Origin of the sequence: Microbulbifer echini, assembly GCF_041447225.1 — a bacterium.
Taxonomy (GTDB): domain Bacteria; phylum Pseudomonadota; class Gammaproteobacteria; order Pseudomonadales; family Cellvibrionaceae; genus Microbulbifer; species Microbulbifer echini.
On sequence record NZ_JBGMEL010000003.1, the window covers coordinates 97,694 to 113,831 of the forward strand.

The following is a 16,138-nucleotide window of genomic DNA, read 5'->3' on the forward strand; positions in this document are numbered from 1 at the left end:
TCCTCAAGGTTGCTTTGACGGGGGTTGGTTCTTTTCTACTTCGAGGAAATGAACAGCCGCTTTTAGGAAGGCCTCCATGGGCGGATGCAGAGATCCAATGCCAGCTTGATAGCGGTTCATATGCTTTTGCGCTAGGCCGGAATTAATGGTTGGGGTTGTGTCTGCTTTAATAATTTTTAACAGATCATATCCTAGGGGTGATCCTCGATCATCGATTCCTGGAATGAGAAATAAATCGCTCTCCGAGTGAGTGATATTATAAGTCTTCAAGATATTGTTAATGGAGTCTTGGTAGGACCCTGAGATAGATTTGATGGTGCCACCAAGTCCCATTGTCTCGGTGATCGCACTGTCCCCCATATCCCGATTAACATCCGCCGGAGTAATTCCCGGCATTAAAATACCGCGGGCCACGCCAGCCAGGCCGGTGAACCAAGTATCACCCAGCCCCGATACCTTAATGCCGAATTCTGTGCCGTTGCGGGCCATTGCAGTAATAATACTGCTGTGGGGAATTCCGCTACCTGCATCGGCTACGGCTTTGCAGGTAGCCATAATAGGGTTTAATGGAAAGGATTCATCCTGATAGATTTGAGTCGCGATCTGTACGGTTTCTTTCTTTTGTTTGCTGTTCCTAATGATTCCCGGGAGTAAAATTCTGGAAAATATAAGGGTGGCCGCATTATTCATGACATGGCAGTCGTCCCCCATAAGTAAGCTTCTACCAATAATTGGCAGAAAATCAATTCCATTTTCATCGCGAATTGCTTGGTCAAGTGCTGGGGCGATAACATCCTCAATCCAGTGGAGGTAGTCGATCGCTTCTTGGTCATAGACGCCAAAGCGAATGGAGCTACCCCTGTAGTCGCCGCGATCATCGCTGAGGTTGGAGTAAGATCGGTGGCCTGAAAACTGGTCTTCAACAATGTAAACCGACATTGAAGAGGTGATAATGCCTGCCATTGGTCCTACCGCATTGTGGTCATGGCAGGGCGCTAAGACCACTTCCCCTTTTGCCATGACTTCTTCGGCTTCGCTCTTATTTTTTGCCAGGCCTTCATAAATCAGGCCGGCAATAATGGCGCCTTTTAAAGGACCCGATGCCCGCTGCCAAGTGATTGGTGGACCGGCGTGGAGAATCAGGTTTTTATGCATGCCGGGTATATGATCTTGTGCCTTGCCAATTCCGATCAATATCGGAACAGCTTGCTTCATACGCTTGATGGTTTCGTTGTTTGCTTGTTGGTTTAGTGCCTTAAAGTCAGGTGTTGACAGTCCTTCCAAAATGTCTTCTGTGCTGGGCCCAAATTCAACATCTGTTTTCATAAGTGTTCCCGTGAATTCAACAGGTCTGTGTACTGCTCGGTAATGATATGCATATTGCGTAGCATCAGATCAGTAGTGCCGGTGGTTACTTGTATCTGGCGTTTTTCGGATATATTCATCTTTCCTTCAAGGCCTCGGCGGGCGTATTTCAGATGATCTTTTGCCTTGCGTAGGTTGCGGGTGATTTCGACAGTGTTGAGTGGGCTGTCCAGTAGTTGGTTTAGGCGGCTGGAGTACTCGGAGAGATCTAGCTGCAGTTGGTTTTCAGCATCTTCGGGAGAAATCTTCCAGAGTTTAGCAGCGTAGTTCTTGGCGATGCGTTGAGAGAGCATACGCTGCCGGCCCGCGATATTGATTAACTCGGCAGAGCTATGTTTGGCAAGTTGCTGCAACTGAATGACGTAAGTGTGTGCCTCTAAGAGGAGTGTGTTACTGCGCTCAAATAGCTTGGTGGCATTTTCTTTGCTGGCAGGTTGCAGGCTTATCTCCCTAAATGGCCGCCATTCAGCTTGTGCTTTTTTTAGTTGGTGGCGGATTTTTTTTGCTTGGTGAAATGCACTCAGTTTTTTATTGTTTGACTCGAACTCTTGTACTGACCGCGTCAACACTCTCTTGTGTCGCGGTGCTTCGGGCTGCATGCCATTGAGAATATAGGCCTGTGTGATTCGTTGGGACAGCATACGTTGGCGCCCCGCGATATTGATCGCTTCTCCCATGGTTAATGCTATTGCATCCAGGCTTACTATAAGTAGGAGGAGTACTACTGATAATTTCATGGCGGTGCTCATGTGGCTGGGCTTGTTGTTAATTGGAACTGTTGTTTTGGGGTGTTGGCCGATTTTATCGTATGGCTTAATTGATATTACCAATTACCAACAAAGATCGGAGCTTGATTATTTGGGTTACCCCTCTGTTTTTTGGGGGTAGGTTTCTCAGGGCGAAGCTTGTCTGGTTTATCTTAATCGTGTTGGTGTGGTGTGGTGTGGTGTAGCGAGGGGTAATTAATGATCCAGTCTCTCCTCTATTGTTTCTTAAGGTCGGCTCGGTTTTTAATTTTAAATTGCAGCCCAGTTAAATAATGAGAATATTGATAATAAATCGATTTTATAAGCGCTAGTTTTATTGGTCCTTACTAAGCGGGCCTAAGGGTGGGGTTCGCTTGATATATTGTTTGTTTTTTATGGTTAACACTCTGGAGATGGTGTGCGGAAGGAGATGGTGTGACTAGGTTGGCATATTGGGGGGGGTAGGGAGGGCAAATAAAAAAGGCTCTACTATAGTAGAGCCTTTCGTTCCCAGGAAATGCGAATGCTATTAGAAGCTGTAGTTTACGCCAGCACTGAATAGCCAAGCAGTGGTCTTGGTGGTGCCGCCATCATAGAAGGCAACAAGTGTACCAAGGTTAGAGACTTCCTGGATAAGCTCATCATCACCCCAGATATAGGCGAGTCCGGCATCAACACTCAGTCGGTCATCGTGCTTATAGGTGCCGCCCAGGGTTAGCCACTGGCGATCGGTGTCGGGAATGGAGAGAGTGCGCCAGGTGACAGGCAGATCCAGGCCGGTCTCTTCTTTAATTGTCTCTTCCTCGTGGAGGTTAAAGCCGTCACGGGCCGCACCTTCGTCATAGGCATAGCCGAATCGTACGGTAACTCTATCGTTATAGAAGTATTCGCCGGCTAAGCTATAGCGTGAACCGTCCTGAAAGTTCTCCTCTTTAATTGGAAGGGGGTTGAACCCTTCCCCACCAGAAGGAATAAAGGCTTCGAGACGCTCAAAGCGGCTCCAGTGAGTCCACATATAGCCGAAGGCGATGGCCCAGTTATTTTCGAAGCGGTGGTAGAGGCCCAGCTCAAGGGTATCGGGCAAATTCAGAGTCAGGTTGCCGCTGGCATCGTCAAATGGAGCTCCAGTAGGGATGACATCCGAATTTATGTCACCCTTCAGCTTGGGGTCGTAGATGGCATGATAGGAAATGCCTGCGCGGGTATTGTCATCAATCTCCCATATGGCACCAACGCTCCAACTCACATCCCAGCCATCCCCTTTTACGTCAAGTATGGTGGCATCTGCCAAGGCTGGATTTAAGGTGAAGTCATTTGGAAAGCTTGTTTTTAGTGTGGCGTCTGCATACAAGAAGTTAATAGACGCGCCAATGCTAAAGGCGTCATTGATGCTGTAGGCGACGGACGGCTGGATATTTAGAGTTAACAAGTCCGTTTGGTTGGCAATAACGCTGCCGGGGAAACTGTCGGGGAAATCGGTTTCCAGGCCAAAGTCGGTGTACATGGCCAGGCCCAAGGACCAATCATCATTGATCGGGGCGGCCAAATAACCGTTAGGGATAAAGGCGCTAGTGGCGTAATCGTCCGCATTGGCAGGTACTGTGCCCGCGGGAAAGTAAGTGCCAGTAGCTGGGTTTAGGGCGAAATAGGTAACTTCACCAGATACATCAATGCCTGGGTCAACGTAAGTAATACCACCGGTCAAAGTGTAGGTATCGAACAGTGCAGAGCCCGCCGGATTGCGGGCGAGGATGGAGGCGTTGTCACCGATGGTATTTTCGGCAGCGAAGGCGCGGCCGAGGCCGGATGCGCTGGTTTCCTGTAGGTAAAAACCCGCGGCCATGGCGCCTTGGGAAACGGAGCCGATTGCTGCGGCTAAAACTGCGTGTCGCAGGTATTTTTTATTCATGAGAGCCCATCTCTAAGTCTGCTGATTACTGAAAACCATAAGTAGCATTGAAAATGCTGAGATATGGAACGAAGGCCATTAGATTTATATAGATGCCTTCGATTTCCGTAGCACATCCCTTACTTTAAACAGGGTAGGCAATAAGGAATTGCCCGTGCAAGGGAAAGGAATCACTTTATAAAGAGAAAAAAGGCAAAAATCCATCAAATGTGGATATTTTTTTTTGCCTTCCTTGAATAGGGTAGGTTATTGGCCTGCACCGACACTTTTCCCGCTGATAGACAGCTTTTTCAAAGTGATTTGATATCTTTTGCCATTTTCCTCACGTTGAACCAGCTTGACTAAGGCGTAGTTCCACTGGGGAGCAATCCAGACGGTTGTCTCTCTTTCGGAGTTCGCATCTCTTACCCTGCGCACCTTTATTGTCTCTACCTTTCCCATTGGCGTTTGCAGGATTTCGCTTCCTTCCCGGGCAAAGGTGTACTTGCGTATCTTCTTGCCATCAGCAATTTCGTATTGGAGATTTTCTTTGCCTGCGGCGACATCGAGCGCCAGTTGCATTTGGTAACTGAGTTTATCCAGGATATGGGGTGGTACATCCTGCATGTCGCGCTCGGGCTTGGATATATTGAGCACCATACCCTTGTCGGGCTCGAAGTTGAGGACGGTGCCGCGATCGCGGCCGAGCCCTTTCCTGCGATACTCATAGTGGTAGGGGGTAATGTTGCCATCCCGATCGGTAAAGCGAGAGTATTCTTTAATGCTGGCAAAGAGGGCGTGGGTGCTGAAATCCAGACGCCAATTACCTTCCTGCCCAGTGAGCTGTCGGGTGGCTGTCACACTAATGCCGTTAAAGCGTGCAGTATAGGTTGCCTTGAAGGGTTCCAGTTGGCTGGCCAGGGATTGGCCGGAAAGAAGGAGGATAAAAAGGGAGGAAATAAAAATGCGCACAACAGAGCCTCGCAAAATCTGAACCTTATTGAATACTAGCTGGCGAGACTCGCAAAGTACATTGCAGGTGCTTTGTCCCGCCAGCTGGTTTCGGGGCTAGTTGCTTACTTGGGCGCCACAGGAGGGGAGTAGTTCACCGTCCAGTTGGGTGCGATCCTCCAGCATCTTTAGGCGCTTTTGTGCGAACCAGGTAACAGCCATGGGATAAATTACATGCTCTTGTACCTGAACCCGCTTTGCCAGGGACTCGGGTGTATCGCCTTCCTTTATAGGGACTATGGCCTGAACGATGGCTGGCCCACCATCCAGTTCTTCGGTGACAAAATGAACCGTTACGCCGTGCTTATTATCGCCAGCCTCTAGGGCTCGCTGGTGAGTATGTAGGCCCTGATATTTTGGCAGGAGAGAGGGGTGAATGTTGAGTAAGCGCCCGCGGTAGTGCCGTACAAATTCGGGAGTGAGGATGCGCATAAATCCAGCCAGGACAACCAAGTCCGGCTGCTGCTGATCGATTTCAGCGATTAACGCCTGATCAAAACTTTCCCTGCTGGAGAAGTTGCGGTGATTCACTACGGAAGTGGGCACGCCGGCTTCGGCAGCACGGATGAGGCCGAAAGCCTCGGGCTTGTTGCTTATTACTGTGCAGACTGAGAAGGATGCCCCAGCTTCCGCCGAAGCATCCAGGAGTGCCTGCAAGTTGCTGCCACTACCGGAAATCAGTACGACAACTTTGCATACACCTTGTGACATTACAGGCCCGCCAGTTCTACAGCTTCTGCGCCTTCGGCGGCGTCTTCGATACTGCCCACTACGAAGGCGTCTTCACCCAGCTGCTTGAGAGTTTCCAGAGCCTGCTCGGCCTGTGTTGCCGGTACACAAATAACCATACCGACCCCGCAGTTAAAGGTGCGGTACATTTCTCGCGCGTCGATGTTGCCCGCCTGTTGAAGCCAGTGGAATACCGGTGGCATTTTCCAGCTGCTGACGTCTACTCGCGCGCGGCAGCCCTCGGGTAATACCCGCGGTAAGTTCTCCAGTAGGCCGCCGCCAGTAATGTGGCTGAGGGCGTTCACCTGTGAACTCTTCATCAGTTTCAGCAGATTTTTTACATAGATGCGGGTAGGCGACATCAATGCTTTAGCCAGGGTTTCACCGCCCAGGTCTTGCTGCAGATCGGCACCACTAACTTCGAGTACTTTCCGAATTAGGGAGTAGCCGTTGGAGTGTGGGCCGCTGGAAGCGAGTCCGATCAAAACGTCGCCGCTTTTTACCTTTTGACCGTCGATGATTTCTGACTTTTCCACCACGCCAGTGCAGAAGCCGGCCAGATCGTAGTCGTCGCCCTCATACATCCCAGGCATTTCGGCAGTTTCGCCACCAACCAGGGCGCAGCCTGCGAGTTCGCAGCCTTTGCCAATGCCGGAGACAACTTCAGCGGCGATATCTACGTTGAGTTTGCCGGTGGCATAGTAGTCGAGGAAAAACAGGGGTTCCGCGCCCGCTACGACTAGGTCATTGACACACATGGCGACCAGATCGATACCGATGGTGTCGTGAATGCCCAGGTCCATGGCGAGGCGCAATTTGGTGCCCACGCCGTCGGTGCCAGAAACCAATACTGGCTCCTTGTAGCCGCTGGGGAGTTGGCAAAGGGCGCCAAATCCGCCCAGGCCGCCCATAACTTCCGGGCGAGAAGTTCGCTTGGCTACGTGCTTGATGCGCTCTACCAGGGCGTTACCCGCGTCGATATCGACACCGGCGTCCTTATAGGAGAGTGATGTTTCAGTGGATTGCGGCTTGGAATCGCTCATGATTCTTCCTGCGGTGGGTCTTCGAAGGGCGCGTATTCTAGCCGGGTCTTGGTCCGGTAGCCACGCCCAGGGAGCATCTGAGTGTAGGAATCTGCTATTTATCTTCAAGTTAATGGCTAGAAACCCTCGAATAGTGAGAACTCGGGGCTGAGAGAAGTCGCTGACGCTGATACAATAGCTGCAATTTTTAGCCTGTCCGTGGATTTTAGCGTCTTGCGCAACAACAATGATTTCGTGCAAGCTCACGGGCTGGAATGAGGTTTGGAGAGAAATCCTATGCACAAGCTGCTCCGGCAGGGATTGGTGTTGCAGTTTTTGGTCCTGTTGTTCGGCGCCCTGATTCTGCCAGTCCAGGCTCGAGTTATCTCGGATCTGTACGAAGTGGTCGAGGCCGTACCGAGTCGCGGGGCAACTGACCGTGCGAGTGCCGGCAGTCGGGGGCTCGAGCGAGTGTTTGTGCGTGTTACCGGGGACGCCGCAATTGGCAGCAACCCGAACCTACAACCCATCTTGCAGAAAGCTCGGCATTTCCTACAGGGCTATCGCTATACTAGCGAAGATAACCAGCTCTACCTCCATCTCTCTTTTGATCCCCAAGCCATTTCCAGGCAAATACACCAGCTGGGTTTGCCCATGTGGCCCAACAATCGCCCCGGCACTTTGGTGTGGTTGGCGGTGGATACCCTCAAAGGGGGGCGCAATATTCTCCGGGAGGACGATTCCCCCGAACTGTTCTCGGTGCTTGACGCTATGGCAATAGAGCGCGGGGTACCTTTGGATTTCCCAGTGATGGATCTCAATGACCAGCGCAATATGCCACTCGGCGCTCTTTGGGCTCAGGATGAGCAAGCCGCGGAGCGTGCCGGTCTGCGCTATCGCCCCGATGCCACCTTAATGGGGCGTCTGCTTCAAGCCTCGGGGCGTCGCTGGCAGGCGGACTGGCTATTGATACACGGCGGTCGCAGCTACGCTTTTGACAGTGCTGGTGGTTCATTGGAGGAGGTTGCGCTGCGCGGTGTCAATCAGATGGCTAACCTGCTCGCACAGCGCTATGCGGTGCGCCCAGGTGTTGAGGATACTCAACAGGGTGCGATTGTTGTGGAGTTATCGGGCGTGGATAGTTTTGCCGACTACGCGGAGGCTTCAGCCTATCTGCAGGGGCTGGCGCAGGTGAGCAGTGCCAATCTCCTCTCTGTGGAGGGGGATCGGATGCGTCTTGCGCTAGCAACCACAGCTGGGCTCCGCAGCTTGCGCGATGCCCTGGCGTTAAACCATAAATTGCGGGCGCATGGGGACGCGGATGCCATTGAGTTGAATGGACACCGTGCACCTCTGGGCGGCGCTGATAATCCGTTGCGCTATCGCTGGGACTGAAATGAGTATTCCGCAACAGCTGCCCCTGGGAGTATCCCTGAGGGATGATGCCACTTTCGATAACTTTTATCTGTCTGACTCGGACCCCAACCGTCAGGTTGTGGCTCTGCTGCAGGCTTTCGCCAGTGGGCAGAATCCTGAAGCGGTGATGTATGTCTGGGGCGATGCGGGCAGTGGAGTGAGCCATCTCCTGCAGTCCGCTTGCCAAGCGGCTGAGGCCAGTGGCCGCAGTTTCCAGTACATTCCCGTGGCCGAATTGATGACCATGGATCCGGTTGTACTCCTTGATGGCCTCGAGCAACTGGACCTGGTGTGTATCGACGACCTTCACTTGCTGGAGGGGCAGCCGGAATGGCAGACAGCCATGTTCCACTTGTATAACCGGGTCAGAGACAGTGGCAGACAGCTCCTATTAGGCGCACGTAAATCCCCACGAGGGATGGATATCTCTCTCGCGGATCTGTTGTCGCGTCTGCAGTGGTCCCTGGTGTTCCAGTTACAGCCGATGAATGATCGTGACAAGGTAGCGGCCCTGCGCAGGCGCAGTCGCCTGCGCGGTTTCGACCTGCCGGAAGATGTTGCGCAATATATTTTGCACCGCGTGCCCAGGGATACCCGTGCCTTGTTCCTGTTACTGGAGCAGCTGGACAGGGCCTCTCTGATGGCCCAGCGCAAAATCACTATCCCCTTTGTGAAGCAGGTACTGGATATCTAAGGAGTCCCTGAAGAGTCCCGTATTGTTTTTGCGGGACTTTCACCGGGGTTCACGCTTTGCGCGACAACTTTTCGAAAGGTCTAGGCATTCGTACTAGCCCGCGCCTTGATTGTGAGCCGCCCTGAAAGCCAAAATTATCACGCGATTTTCAGTACTTCTCGAGCTCTTGAGTACCTAGCCATTGCCCAGGAGTCGGCGGTCTTATCTTTGGCTCCTAACAGCCCCCTCTCTCGATTATCTGCCCGGCACTTCTATCCTTTAACTTTGAATTGACCATCCTACACAGTATCAAATGGTGGTGGTCAGAGGGTTCGCAAGGAAGTTTTCGCCTACCTTTATTTCCAAAGCTCGCAGTTCTAGGAAAGTGTTATGCCGAATATTCATAAAGTCCTTTATGTGAGCCATGCGGCTGAAGATGAATCCAGCGGTTTGTTGCAGGCATTTGCTCTCGCTCGTAATAACAGGGCAGAAATTAAGGTGCTTTTAGTCTGTCCGGCGGTGCCTGCAGGGTTTGAGGATTTTAGTAACCTCTGCGTTGAGGCAATGCTGAAGCGGGTAAAAAGTGAGATTGCCGCTACCCAGGAGCGGATGAAGGTGCCCAAAGAGCAAGTGAAAATGGAAATTGAATGGGACTGTGGCCCACGTCCAGCGGAGAGGGTTATCCGACGTGTACTCGAAGAGGGCTATGACCTAGTAATCAAGAATGTTGAAGGATTGAGCCAGCTCAAGGGTTTTAAAGCCATTGATATGGAGTTGTTGCGCAAGAGCCCCTGTCCAGTGTGGTTGTGCCGGCCTATAGAGCGCACTCATACAGAGATACGGGTAGCGGTGGCGATCGACCCAGAGTGTGATGAGGGTAGTACCTACGATCTGGCGATCCGCTTATTGCGCTGGGCACGCGTATTGGCAGACAACTGCAACGGTATCCTGCATGTGATTTCCTGCTGGGATTTCGATGTGGACGAGTACTTGCGCCGCCATTTTCCCTTAAGTGCCTCCGAAGAAGAATTGGATCAGGCCACAGAGGCCGCTCGGGCACAGCATCGCTCAAAGCTGGATGTGCTGATACGGGCTTCCGGTATCGGTGGCGATATGCAGGTACACCACGTAATTGCTCACCCCGATAACTTTATTCCGCTCTTAATTGATGATGAACAGCTCGATCTCCTGGTGATGGGTACCGTGGGCAGAGCGGGAATCCCCGGATTTATTATGGGGAATACAGCTGAAAATATTCTGCAGAAGGTGAGTTGTTCTCTACTTGCGTTAAAGCCCAGTGATTTTATTTCTCCCATTAAGTTGTAACGCTTAAGATGGGTGTGCGGTTTGCCTGCATTTTGGCTTATGTTGTTCAGAGCCTATCTAGGTTCACTTGGGGTCGGTGATATAGATAGGACGGCGGATACAAATCGCAGCATCAAAAAAAGGAGAAAATAATGATTAGGAAGTTAGCCAAATGGTTTGGTGGGATTTTGTTATTGGGGGTCGCGGCGGTCTCGGTATTTGCTGTTAATGCGGTCTATTTTAAACCCTGGTCTATTGATGTGTATTTTGAGCGAGCCTTTATCAAGCTCGGCAGCACCAGCCCAGAAATTCTTTCGCAGTTACGTATTCTTGAGCAGTTTGGTATTGATGGACACAATGCGCACCTCGATGACGTATCCGAGGCGGAGCAGCATCGCCAGATGCAAATAATTAAAGATGAGCTAGCGGTGCTTCATCAGTACAATCGTGCTGGTTTAGGGGGGCAGAAAGCGATTTCCTATGATGTCTTTTCGTACTTTCTAGGCAATATGGTGGAGGGTGAGCGGTGGAAATATCACGATTACCCGCTCAATCAAATGTTTGGTGTGCAAAATAGTCTGCCGGAGTTTCTCGCAGAAGTGCATCAAATAAACAATATTAAAGAAGCGGATTACTATCTTTCCCGTCTGGATGAAGTCGATCGCAAGTTTTCTCAGGTGCTCGATGGCCTGAAGATTCGTGAGGAAAGAAATATCTTGCCGCCACGATTTGTGATCGACAGTGTGCTGAAGGAAATGCAAAATTTCATTGCCCAGCCGGCGCACGAAAATATTCTCTATACCTCTCTAGAAGAGCGCCTGAACAAGATTGAAGGATTGGCCAATGAGGAGCGTGTGCGAATTCTTGGCCGGGGGGAATCCCTCATCGATGCAGAGATCTATCCCGCCTATAAGCATCTGATTGCCTACTATCGCCAATTACAGCAAGAAGTTTTTGAAAACAACGGGGTTTGGGCGCTACCTGACGGGGATGAATTTTATGCCTATCAGGTGCGCAGCCACACTACGACGAATTTGTCTCCCGAAGAGTTACATCGGACTGGTGTAGAGGAGGTGGCAAGAATAGAAGGGGAAATGAATCGTATTTTCTCTTCCATTGGGCAGGATAGCGGCAGTATCAGTGCGCGATTTGCCGCTATCAATAACGATCCCCAGTTTTTATACGAGGACTCGGATAAGGGCCGCGAGCAGATTATTGCAGATTATCAGGTCATGATTGATGCGATAAATACCGGGTTGGGAGAGTACTTCGATGTACAGCCGGCAATGGGAGTTGAGGTAAGGCGGGTTCCCGAATTCAAGGAGCAGGGCGCTCCAGGCGCTTACTACAACCCTCCGGCCATGGATGGTTCCCGCCCTGGCGTTTTTTATGCAAACTTGCGCGATGTACATGAGACCAAAAAATTTGGAATGCCGACATTGGCGTATCATGAAGCAGTTCCCGGCCACCACTTTCAGCTGGCAATAGCCCAGGAGCTTAAAGGCGTACCCACCTTCCGCAAGCTGGGCCTGTTTACAGCCTATGCGGAAGGCTGGGCGCTTTATGCTGAGCAAGTGGCCAAGGAGGCGGGTTTTCAGGAAAATCCCTATAACGACCTTGGCCGTCTTCAGGCAGAGATGTTCCGTGCAGTACGTTTGGTTGTGGATACGGGTTTGCACCATAAGCGTTGGAGCCGCGAAGAGGCCATTAACTATATGGTGGAAAAGACCGGGATGGCGGAAACAGAGGTCACTACAGAAATCGAACGTTATCTGGTGATGCCCGGACAGGCGCTCGCCTACAAAGCGGGAATGTTAAAAATACTAGAGTTGCGAGGAAGAGCGCAGGCCGCCCTGGGTAATGCATTCGATATCCGTCAATTCCATAATGTGATGCTTACCAATGGTGCCTTGCCGCTGGCAATTTTGGAGCGTCAGGTGGATGATTGGATTGCTGCAGAGAAAGGGTAAATAAGGTTTAAATATAAGCAAAAAGGCCACTCAGAGAGTGGCCTTTTTAGTGGACTTAATATCGCTAGGCGGGGTTAGCTTTTTGCTTTTACACCCTCAACCCATTGGTTTACCAGCTCTTCGAGAACATCCAGCGGTACAGCACCGTTAGCCAAAATCGTATCGTGGAAGCCGCGCACGTCGAACTTGCTACCCAGCTGGGTTTTGGCTTTCTCGCGCAGCTCGACAATTTTCAGCATACCGATTTTATAAGCCGTCGCTTGGCCGGGCATTACGATATAACGCTCAATGGCCTTAACCACGTCACCTTTCGGATTGGGGGTATTTTCCACCAGGTAGTTAATGGCCTCTTCACGGGTCCATTTTTTGGCGTGAAGGCCAGTATCGACGACCAGGCGACCCGCGCGCCACAGCTCCATAGCCAGGCGGCCGAAGTCGGAGTAGGGGTCTTCATAGAAACCCAGCTCTTTCGGCACCAGCTCGGAGTAGAGGCCCCAGCCCTCGGTATAAGCGGTGTAGCCGCCGTACTTACGGAATTTGGGAATGTCTTGCAACTCTTGGGCGATGGAGAGTTGCATATGATGGCCGGGAATGCCCTCGTGGTAAGCCAGCGCTTCCATTTGGTAAGAGGGCATATCTTCCATGTTGTAGAGGTTGGCGTAGTAGATGCCAGGGCGAGAGCCGTCTGGAGCTGGACGTTGATAGAAGGCCTTACCCGCGGATTTTTCGCGGAATGGCTCAACGGCTCGAACATCCAGGTCCGCCTTGGGTTTGGTAATAAATAGCTCGTCCAAGCGACCTTTCATGGTGTCAATGATCGCCGTGGCTTTTTCCAGATATTCCGTTTTGCCTTTCTCGGAAGTGGGGTAGTAAAACTGCTTGTCGGTACGCATGAATTCGAAGAATTCTTGCAGATTACCCTCAAAGCCTACCTTGCGCATGATCTCGCGCATTTCATCGTGGATACGCGCAACTTCTTTGAGGCCGGTTTGGTGGATTTCGTCGGCCGTCAGGTCTGTGGTGGTATACACGCCGAGGCGGAATTTATAGAAGTCATCACCGTTGGCCAATTTCCATGCGCCATCGTCGGTGGAGGCTTTTTGCTCCAGCGTTTGCAGGTAGCTGATCAGTTTCTTGTACGCTGGGCCGGCACTATTTTGCAGGGCGGTGCTGGCCTTGTCGATCAGCGCTTTTTTCTGCTCAGTGGTAATCTCCAGCTTCTCTACTTTGCCTTTGAAGTCGGCAAATAAGGGGCTGTCTTTCTCGCCGTCAAAAGGTGCGCCGCTGATCAGGTTTTTTGAATCGCTGATTACGTAGGGGAATACAAATTTCGGCACGATGGTGCCGGCCTTGGCATTGGCTTTCAGATTTTCTTCCAGCTGGGCGAAGTACTGCGGCATACCGTTCAAACGGGCGATGTAGGCCTCGGCATCGCTCACCCCATCAATGCGGTGTTGACTGATCAATAAGGAGGCTGCGCTGGTGTGGGTGGCATACATCTGGTTGACAGGGTAGTAGTGGTTGCGCCACTGATAACCCTCGATGTCCTGCTCCAGATTGCGTTTGGCCAGGCGCAGGCTCAGGCGAGTAGCTTCGTCCAAGGTGTTGGGAGCGATTTTGTTCAACTCAGCCAGCTGGCGTTTATTGATCTCCAGGGTTTCTTTGGAGAACTCTGAAGAGAGGTTGTCCCACTTGTCGTAGTCTTCTTTTTGGCCAAGGAAGGTTTTGAACTCGGGGCTGCGAGACAGGTGCTCTTGGAAGAAATCCTCGAACATCTGGTTTACCTGCTGGATGGCCTCCTGGTTCACTTTTGCGGTGCTGTCTTGAGCGGACTGCTCGGCAGTGACGGAGGACGCGCTCTGCTCTGAGGCTTCAGTGGCGCTGCGGTCACAGCCGCTGATAACCAGCGCGCTAATGGCGGCTGCGATCAGGGTTGGTTTCAACTTCATAAGCGTATTCCCAGTGTTCGGATAATCTTTGCAATTTTGTGCTGCTTAAGGCGGCATTCTTTAGATTCTCAATGCCGTTAAGCCGTATTTTGTACAGCGTTTGCGGCGCAGATCAGAAGGTATTGTGCGCACTTGTGCGGCTTTTGGCCAGGGGGCGGTCCCAGGGTGAGGGGCCGCTAATGATTCCGGCCTTCTGAAGGTAAAAAAGCGGGCAGAGCCCGCTTTTTTAGGTGATCCCGCGATTAGGCGAAGTTCTGGTTAACAAATTCCCAGTTCACCAGGGCCCAGAAGGCTTCCATGTACTTCGGACGCAGGTTGCGGTAGTCGATGTAGTAAGCGTGTTCCCATACATCGCACGTCAGCAGCGGAGTAACACCCTCTTCGGTCAGTGGGGTAGCCGCGTTGGAAGTGTTAACGATCGCTACGGAGCCGTCGGCCTTTTTTACCAGCCAGGTCCAACCGGAGCCGAAGTTGTTCACCGCGCTGGCAGTAAACTCTTCTTTGAACTTGTCGAAGCTACCGAAGGCTGCCGTAATGGCTTCTGCGATCGCACCGCTGGCTTCGCCGCCACCGTTGGGGCTCAGGCAGTTCCAGTAGAAGGTGTGGTTCCACACTTGCGCGGCGTTATTGAACACGCCACCGGAGGAGGATTTGATGACGTCTTCCAGGGATTTTTCGGCGTCAGCGGTGCCTTCTAGCAGGCCATTCAGCTTATCTACGTAAGTCTTGTGGTGTTTACCGTAGTGGTACTCCAGGGTTTCTTCGGAGATGTGCGGGGCCAGGGCATTCATCGCGTAGGGGAGTTCGGGCAATTCGAAAGCCATGGTGTCTTCCTTCCTTTGTTTAGGTTATTGGTGAGAGCATTCTACACGCGCCGTATGCCAGAATTAAGCCGGCGCTATGGAATAGGGAATTTTGGGACGTTTTCCTCGAACTCAAGGGGTGAAGTTTGATGTCACCATCACATTGATGTCGGCTATTCTTACTCGTGCCGCTTACTTTTTCGTCAATTTTTGGTATAAATGCCGCAGAATTCGACGAATCTGTCTCGGCTTGATTTCCAATGAAGTAGTGACTTTTACGATACTGGGCGGGACAATCCCGAACTGACCAGTACCGACCCCACCAGATTAGTTACCGGGTGTATTGATACATGCAACGCAGAGAGCCCACACTGGACGGCAGTGCCGCCATTGAACCCACATTGGAGCCCAGCGCTCCAGAGCACGGTGAGCAGACCACAGAGTCGCAAGTTATTGTCGAGGAGCGCCGCGGCGGATTTTCCTTCCTCGGTCTCTGTGCCCTGGTCCTGGCCATGGGTGGCCTTGCCGCTTCTGGTTTCCTCTATCAGCAGTGGCAGGAGAGCCGCACCCTGCTGGTCAATGCGGAGAATCGCATCACCGATGCAGAGGGCCGTATTGCCGAGCTGGAGAAGCGCTTTAGCCTTTCCGACGAGGAATCTACGGCTTCGGTTGAAGTCTTGAATGCCAAGGCCAAAGAGAATACTGCTGAGATCCGCAAGCTCTGGGGCGTGGCTTACGATACCAATCGCAAGGGTATTGCGGCCAATAAGGCCGCGGCCGCTGCGAACAAAAAGCAAGTGGCGTCCCTCAACAGCAAGCTCGGCAGCCTCGATACCAGCGTGAAAAAAATCGCCTCAGTGGAGTCTGCCCTGTCGGAACTGCGCAAAGGCAATACCGAGAGCAAGCGCGAGATGGGCGACAAAATTGCGCGTCTGGAGCGCCAGCTGGCCTCTGTGCGCAGCGATCTGACCATGCGTGTCGGTGCCAACGAGGAAGCGGTGGAATCTATTGATGCCTACCGTCGCTCGGTCAACAAGGACCTGGTGCAGTTGCGCGATGCCATCCGCTCCCTGCAATCCAGTGAGCCCACAGCTTCGTCGATGTAATTTTCGGTTAACACCTCGAAAGGGCGAACCCTGTGTTCGCCCTTTTTTATTTGTCGCACAAAACGCAATCGGGCCGCAGGGCCATATCAAATCAATCGCAGGCCAATAACCCTACTTTTCGTGTAGAATCGCCGGCCTTGAGACGTTAATCGGAG

The 16,138-nt window shown here is 51.9% G+C and carries 13 protein-coding genes; 5 read left to right on the plus strand and 8 right to left on the minus strand.

What is annotated here, in order from left to right; genetic code table 11:
• Positions 1-3 precede the first annotated feature (3 nt).
• From ACCI51_RS04225 to purM, 6 genes are all read right to left on the minus strand, one after another.
• Positions 4-1,326 carry a YlbE family protein gene (locus ACCI51_RS04225; RefSeq protein ID WP_371842712.1) on the minus strand — a complete coding sequence of 441 codons (1,323 nt, stop codon included), beginning with the start codon at positions 1,324-1,326 and terminating at the stop codon, positions 4-6.
• The gene (locus tag ACCI51_RS04230) at positions 1,323-2,102 is read right to left on the minus strand and encodes a type IV pili methyl-accepting chemotaxis transducer N-terminal domain-containing protein (RefSeq protein ID WP_371842713.1); all 780 of its coding nucleotides are present in this window, start codon (positions 2,100-2,102) and stop codon (positions 1,323-1,325) included. Before ACCI51_RS04230 ends, ACCI51_RS04225 begins: the two co-directional genes overlap by 4 nt.
• 538 nt (positions 2,103-2,640) lie before the next feature.
• On the minus strand, positions 2,641-4,020 hold the full coding sequence (locus tag ACCI51_RS04235; RefSeq protein ID WP_371842714.1) for an OmpP1/FadL family transporter: 1,380 nt from the start codon (positions 4,018-4,020) through the stop codon (positions 2,641-2,643).
• A 246-nt stretch (positions 4,021-4,266) separates the two neighbouring features.
• Positions 4,267-4,971 (minus strand): DUF3108 domain-containing protein, encoded by a 705-nt coding sequence (locus ACCI51_RS04240; protein ID WP_371842715.1) that lies wholly within the window; start codon positions 4,969-4,971, stop codon positions 4,267-4,269.
• Between the two features lie 96 nt (positions 4,972-5,067).
• The gene (gene purN / locus ACCI51_RS04245) at positions 5,068-5,721 is read right to left on the minus strand and encodes a phosphoribosylglycinamide formyltransferase (RefSeq protein ID WP_371842716.1); all 654 of its coding nucleotides are present in this window, start codon (positions 5,719-5,721) and stop codon (positions 5,068-5,070) included.
• A complete protein-coding gene (gene purM / locus ACCI51_RS04250) occupies positions 5,721-6,782 on the minus strand; it encodes a phosphoribosylformylglycinamidine cyclo-ligase (RefSeq protein WP_299583494.1) in 1,062 nt (353 codons plus the stop codon). The genes purN and purM overlap by 1 nt, the downstream gene beginning before the upstream one ends.
• Positions 6,783-7,058: 276 nt before the next feature.
• On the opposite strand from purM, the gene ACCI51_RS04255 reads away from it, so the two are divergent.
• The 4 genes from ACCI51_RS04255 to ACCI51_RS04270 all read left to right on the plus strand — a co-directional run bounded on the left by ACCI51_RS04255 (position 7,059) and on the right by ACCI51_RS04270 (position 12,125).
• Positions 7,059-8,156, plus strand: a complete 1,098-nt coding sequence (locus tag ACCI51_RS04255) for a DUF2066 domain-containing protein (RefSeq protein WP_371842717.1) — start codon at positions 7,059-7,061, stop codon at positions 8,154-8,156.
• A gap of 1 nt (position 8,157) precedes the next feature.
• Positions 8,158-8,871 (plus strand): DnaA regulatory inactivator Hda, encoded by a 714-nt coding sequence (gene hda / locus ACCI51_RS04260; RefSeq protein WP_299583488.1) that lies wholly within the window; start codon positions 8,158-8,160, stop codon positions 8,869-8,871.
• Positions 8,872-9,240: 369 nt separating this feature from the next.
• Positions 9,241-10,176 (plus strand): universal stress protein, encoded by a 936-nt coding sequence (locus ACCI51_RS04265; protein ID WP_299583485.1) that lies wholly within the window; start codon positions 9,241-9,243, stop codon positions 10,174-10,176.
• A 131-nt stretch (positions 10,177-10,307) separates the two neighbouring features.
• A complete protein-coding gene (locus ACCI51_RS04270) occupies positions 10,308-12,125 on the plus strand; it encodes a DUF885 domain-containing protein (RefSeq protein ID WP_371842718.1) in 1,818 nt (605 codons plus the stop codon).
• A 74-nt stretch (positions 12,126-12,199) separates the two neighbouring features.
• Here the strand turns inward: ACCI51_RS04270 and ACCI51_RS04275 are convergent, their stop codons facing one another.
• Together ACCI51_RS04275 and ACCI51_RS04280 are read right to left on the minus strand one after the other, a co-directional pair.
• Positions 12,200-14,074: a DUF885 domain-containing protein gene (locus tag ACCI51_RS04275; protein ID WP_371842720.1), complete on the minus strand. Its 1,875-nt coding sequence runs from the start codon at positions 14,072-14,074 to the stop codon at positions 12,200-12,202.
• 242 nt (positions 14,075-14,316) lie between these two features.
• Entirely contained in the window at positions 14,317-14,898 is a 582-nt protein-coding gene (locus ACCI51_RS04280) for a superoxide dismutase (RefSeq protein WP_371842721.1), read from the minus strand.
• Between the two features lie 329 nt (positions 14,899-15,227).
• On the opposite strand from ACCI51_RS04280, the gene ACCI51_RS04285 reads away from it, so the two are divergent.
• Positions 15,228-15,983: a hypothetical protein gene (locus tag ACCI51_RS04285; protein WP_371842722.1), complete on the plus strand. Its 756-nt coding sequence runs from the start codon at positions 15,228-15,230 to the stop codon at positions 15,981-15,983.
• Positions 15,984-16,138: the final 155 nt, after the last annotated feature.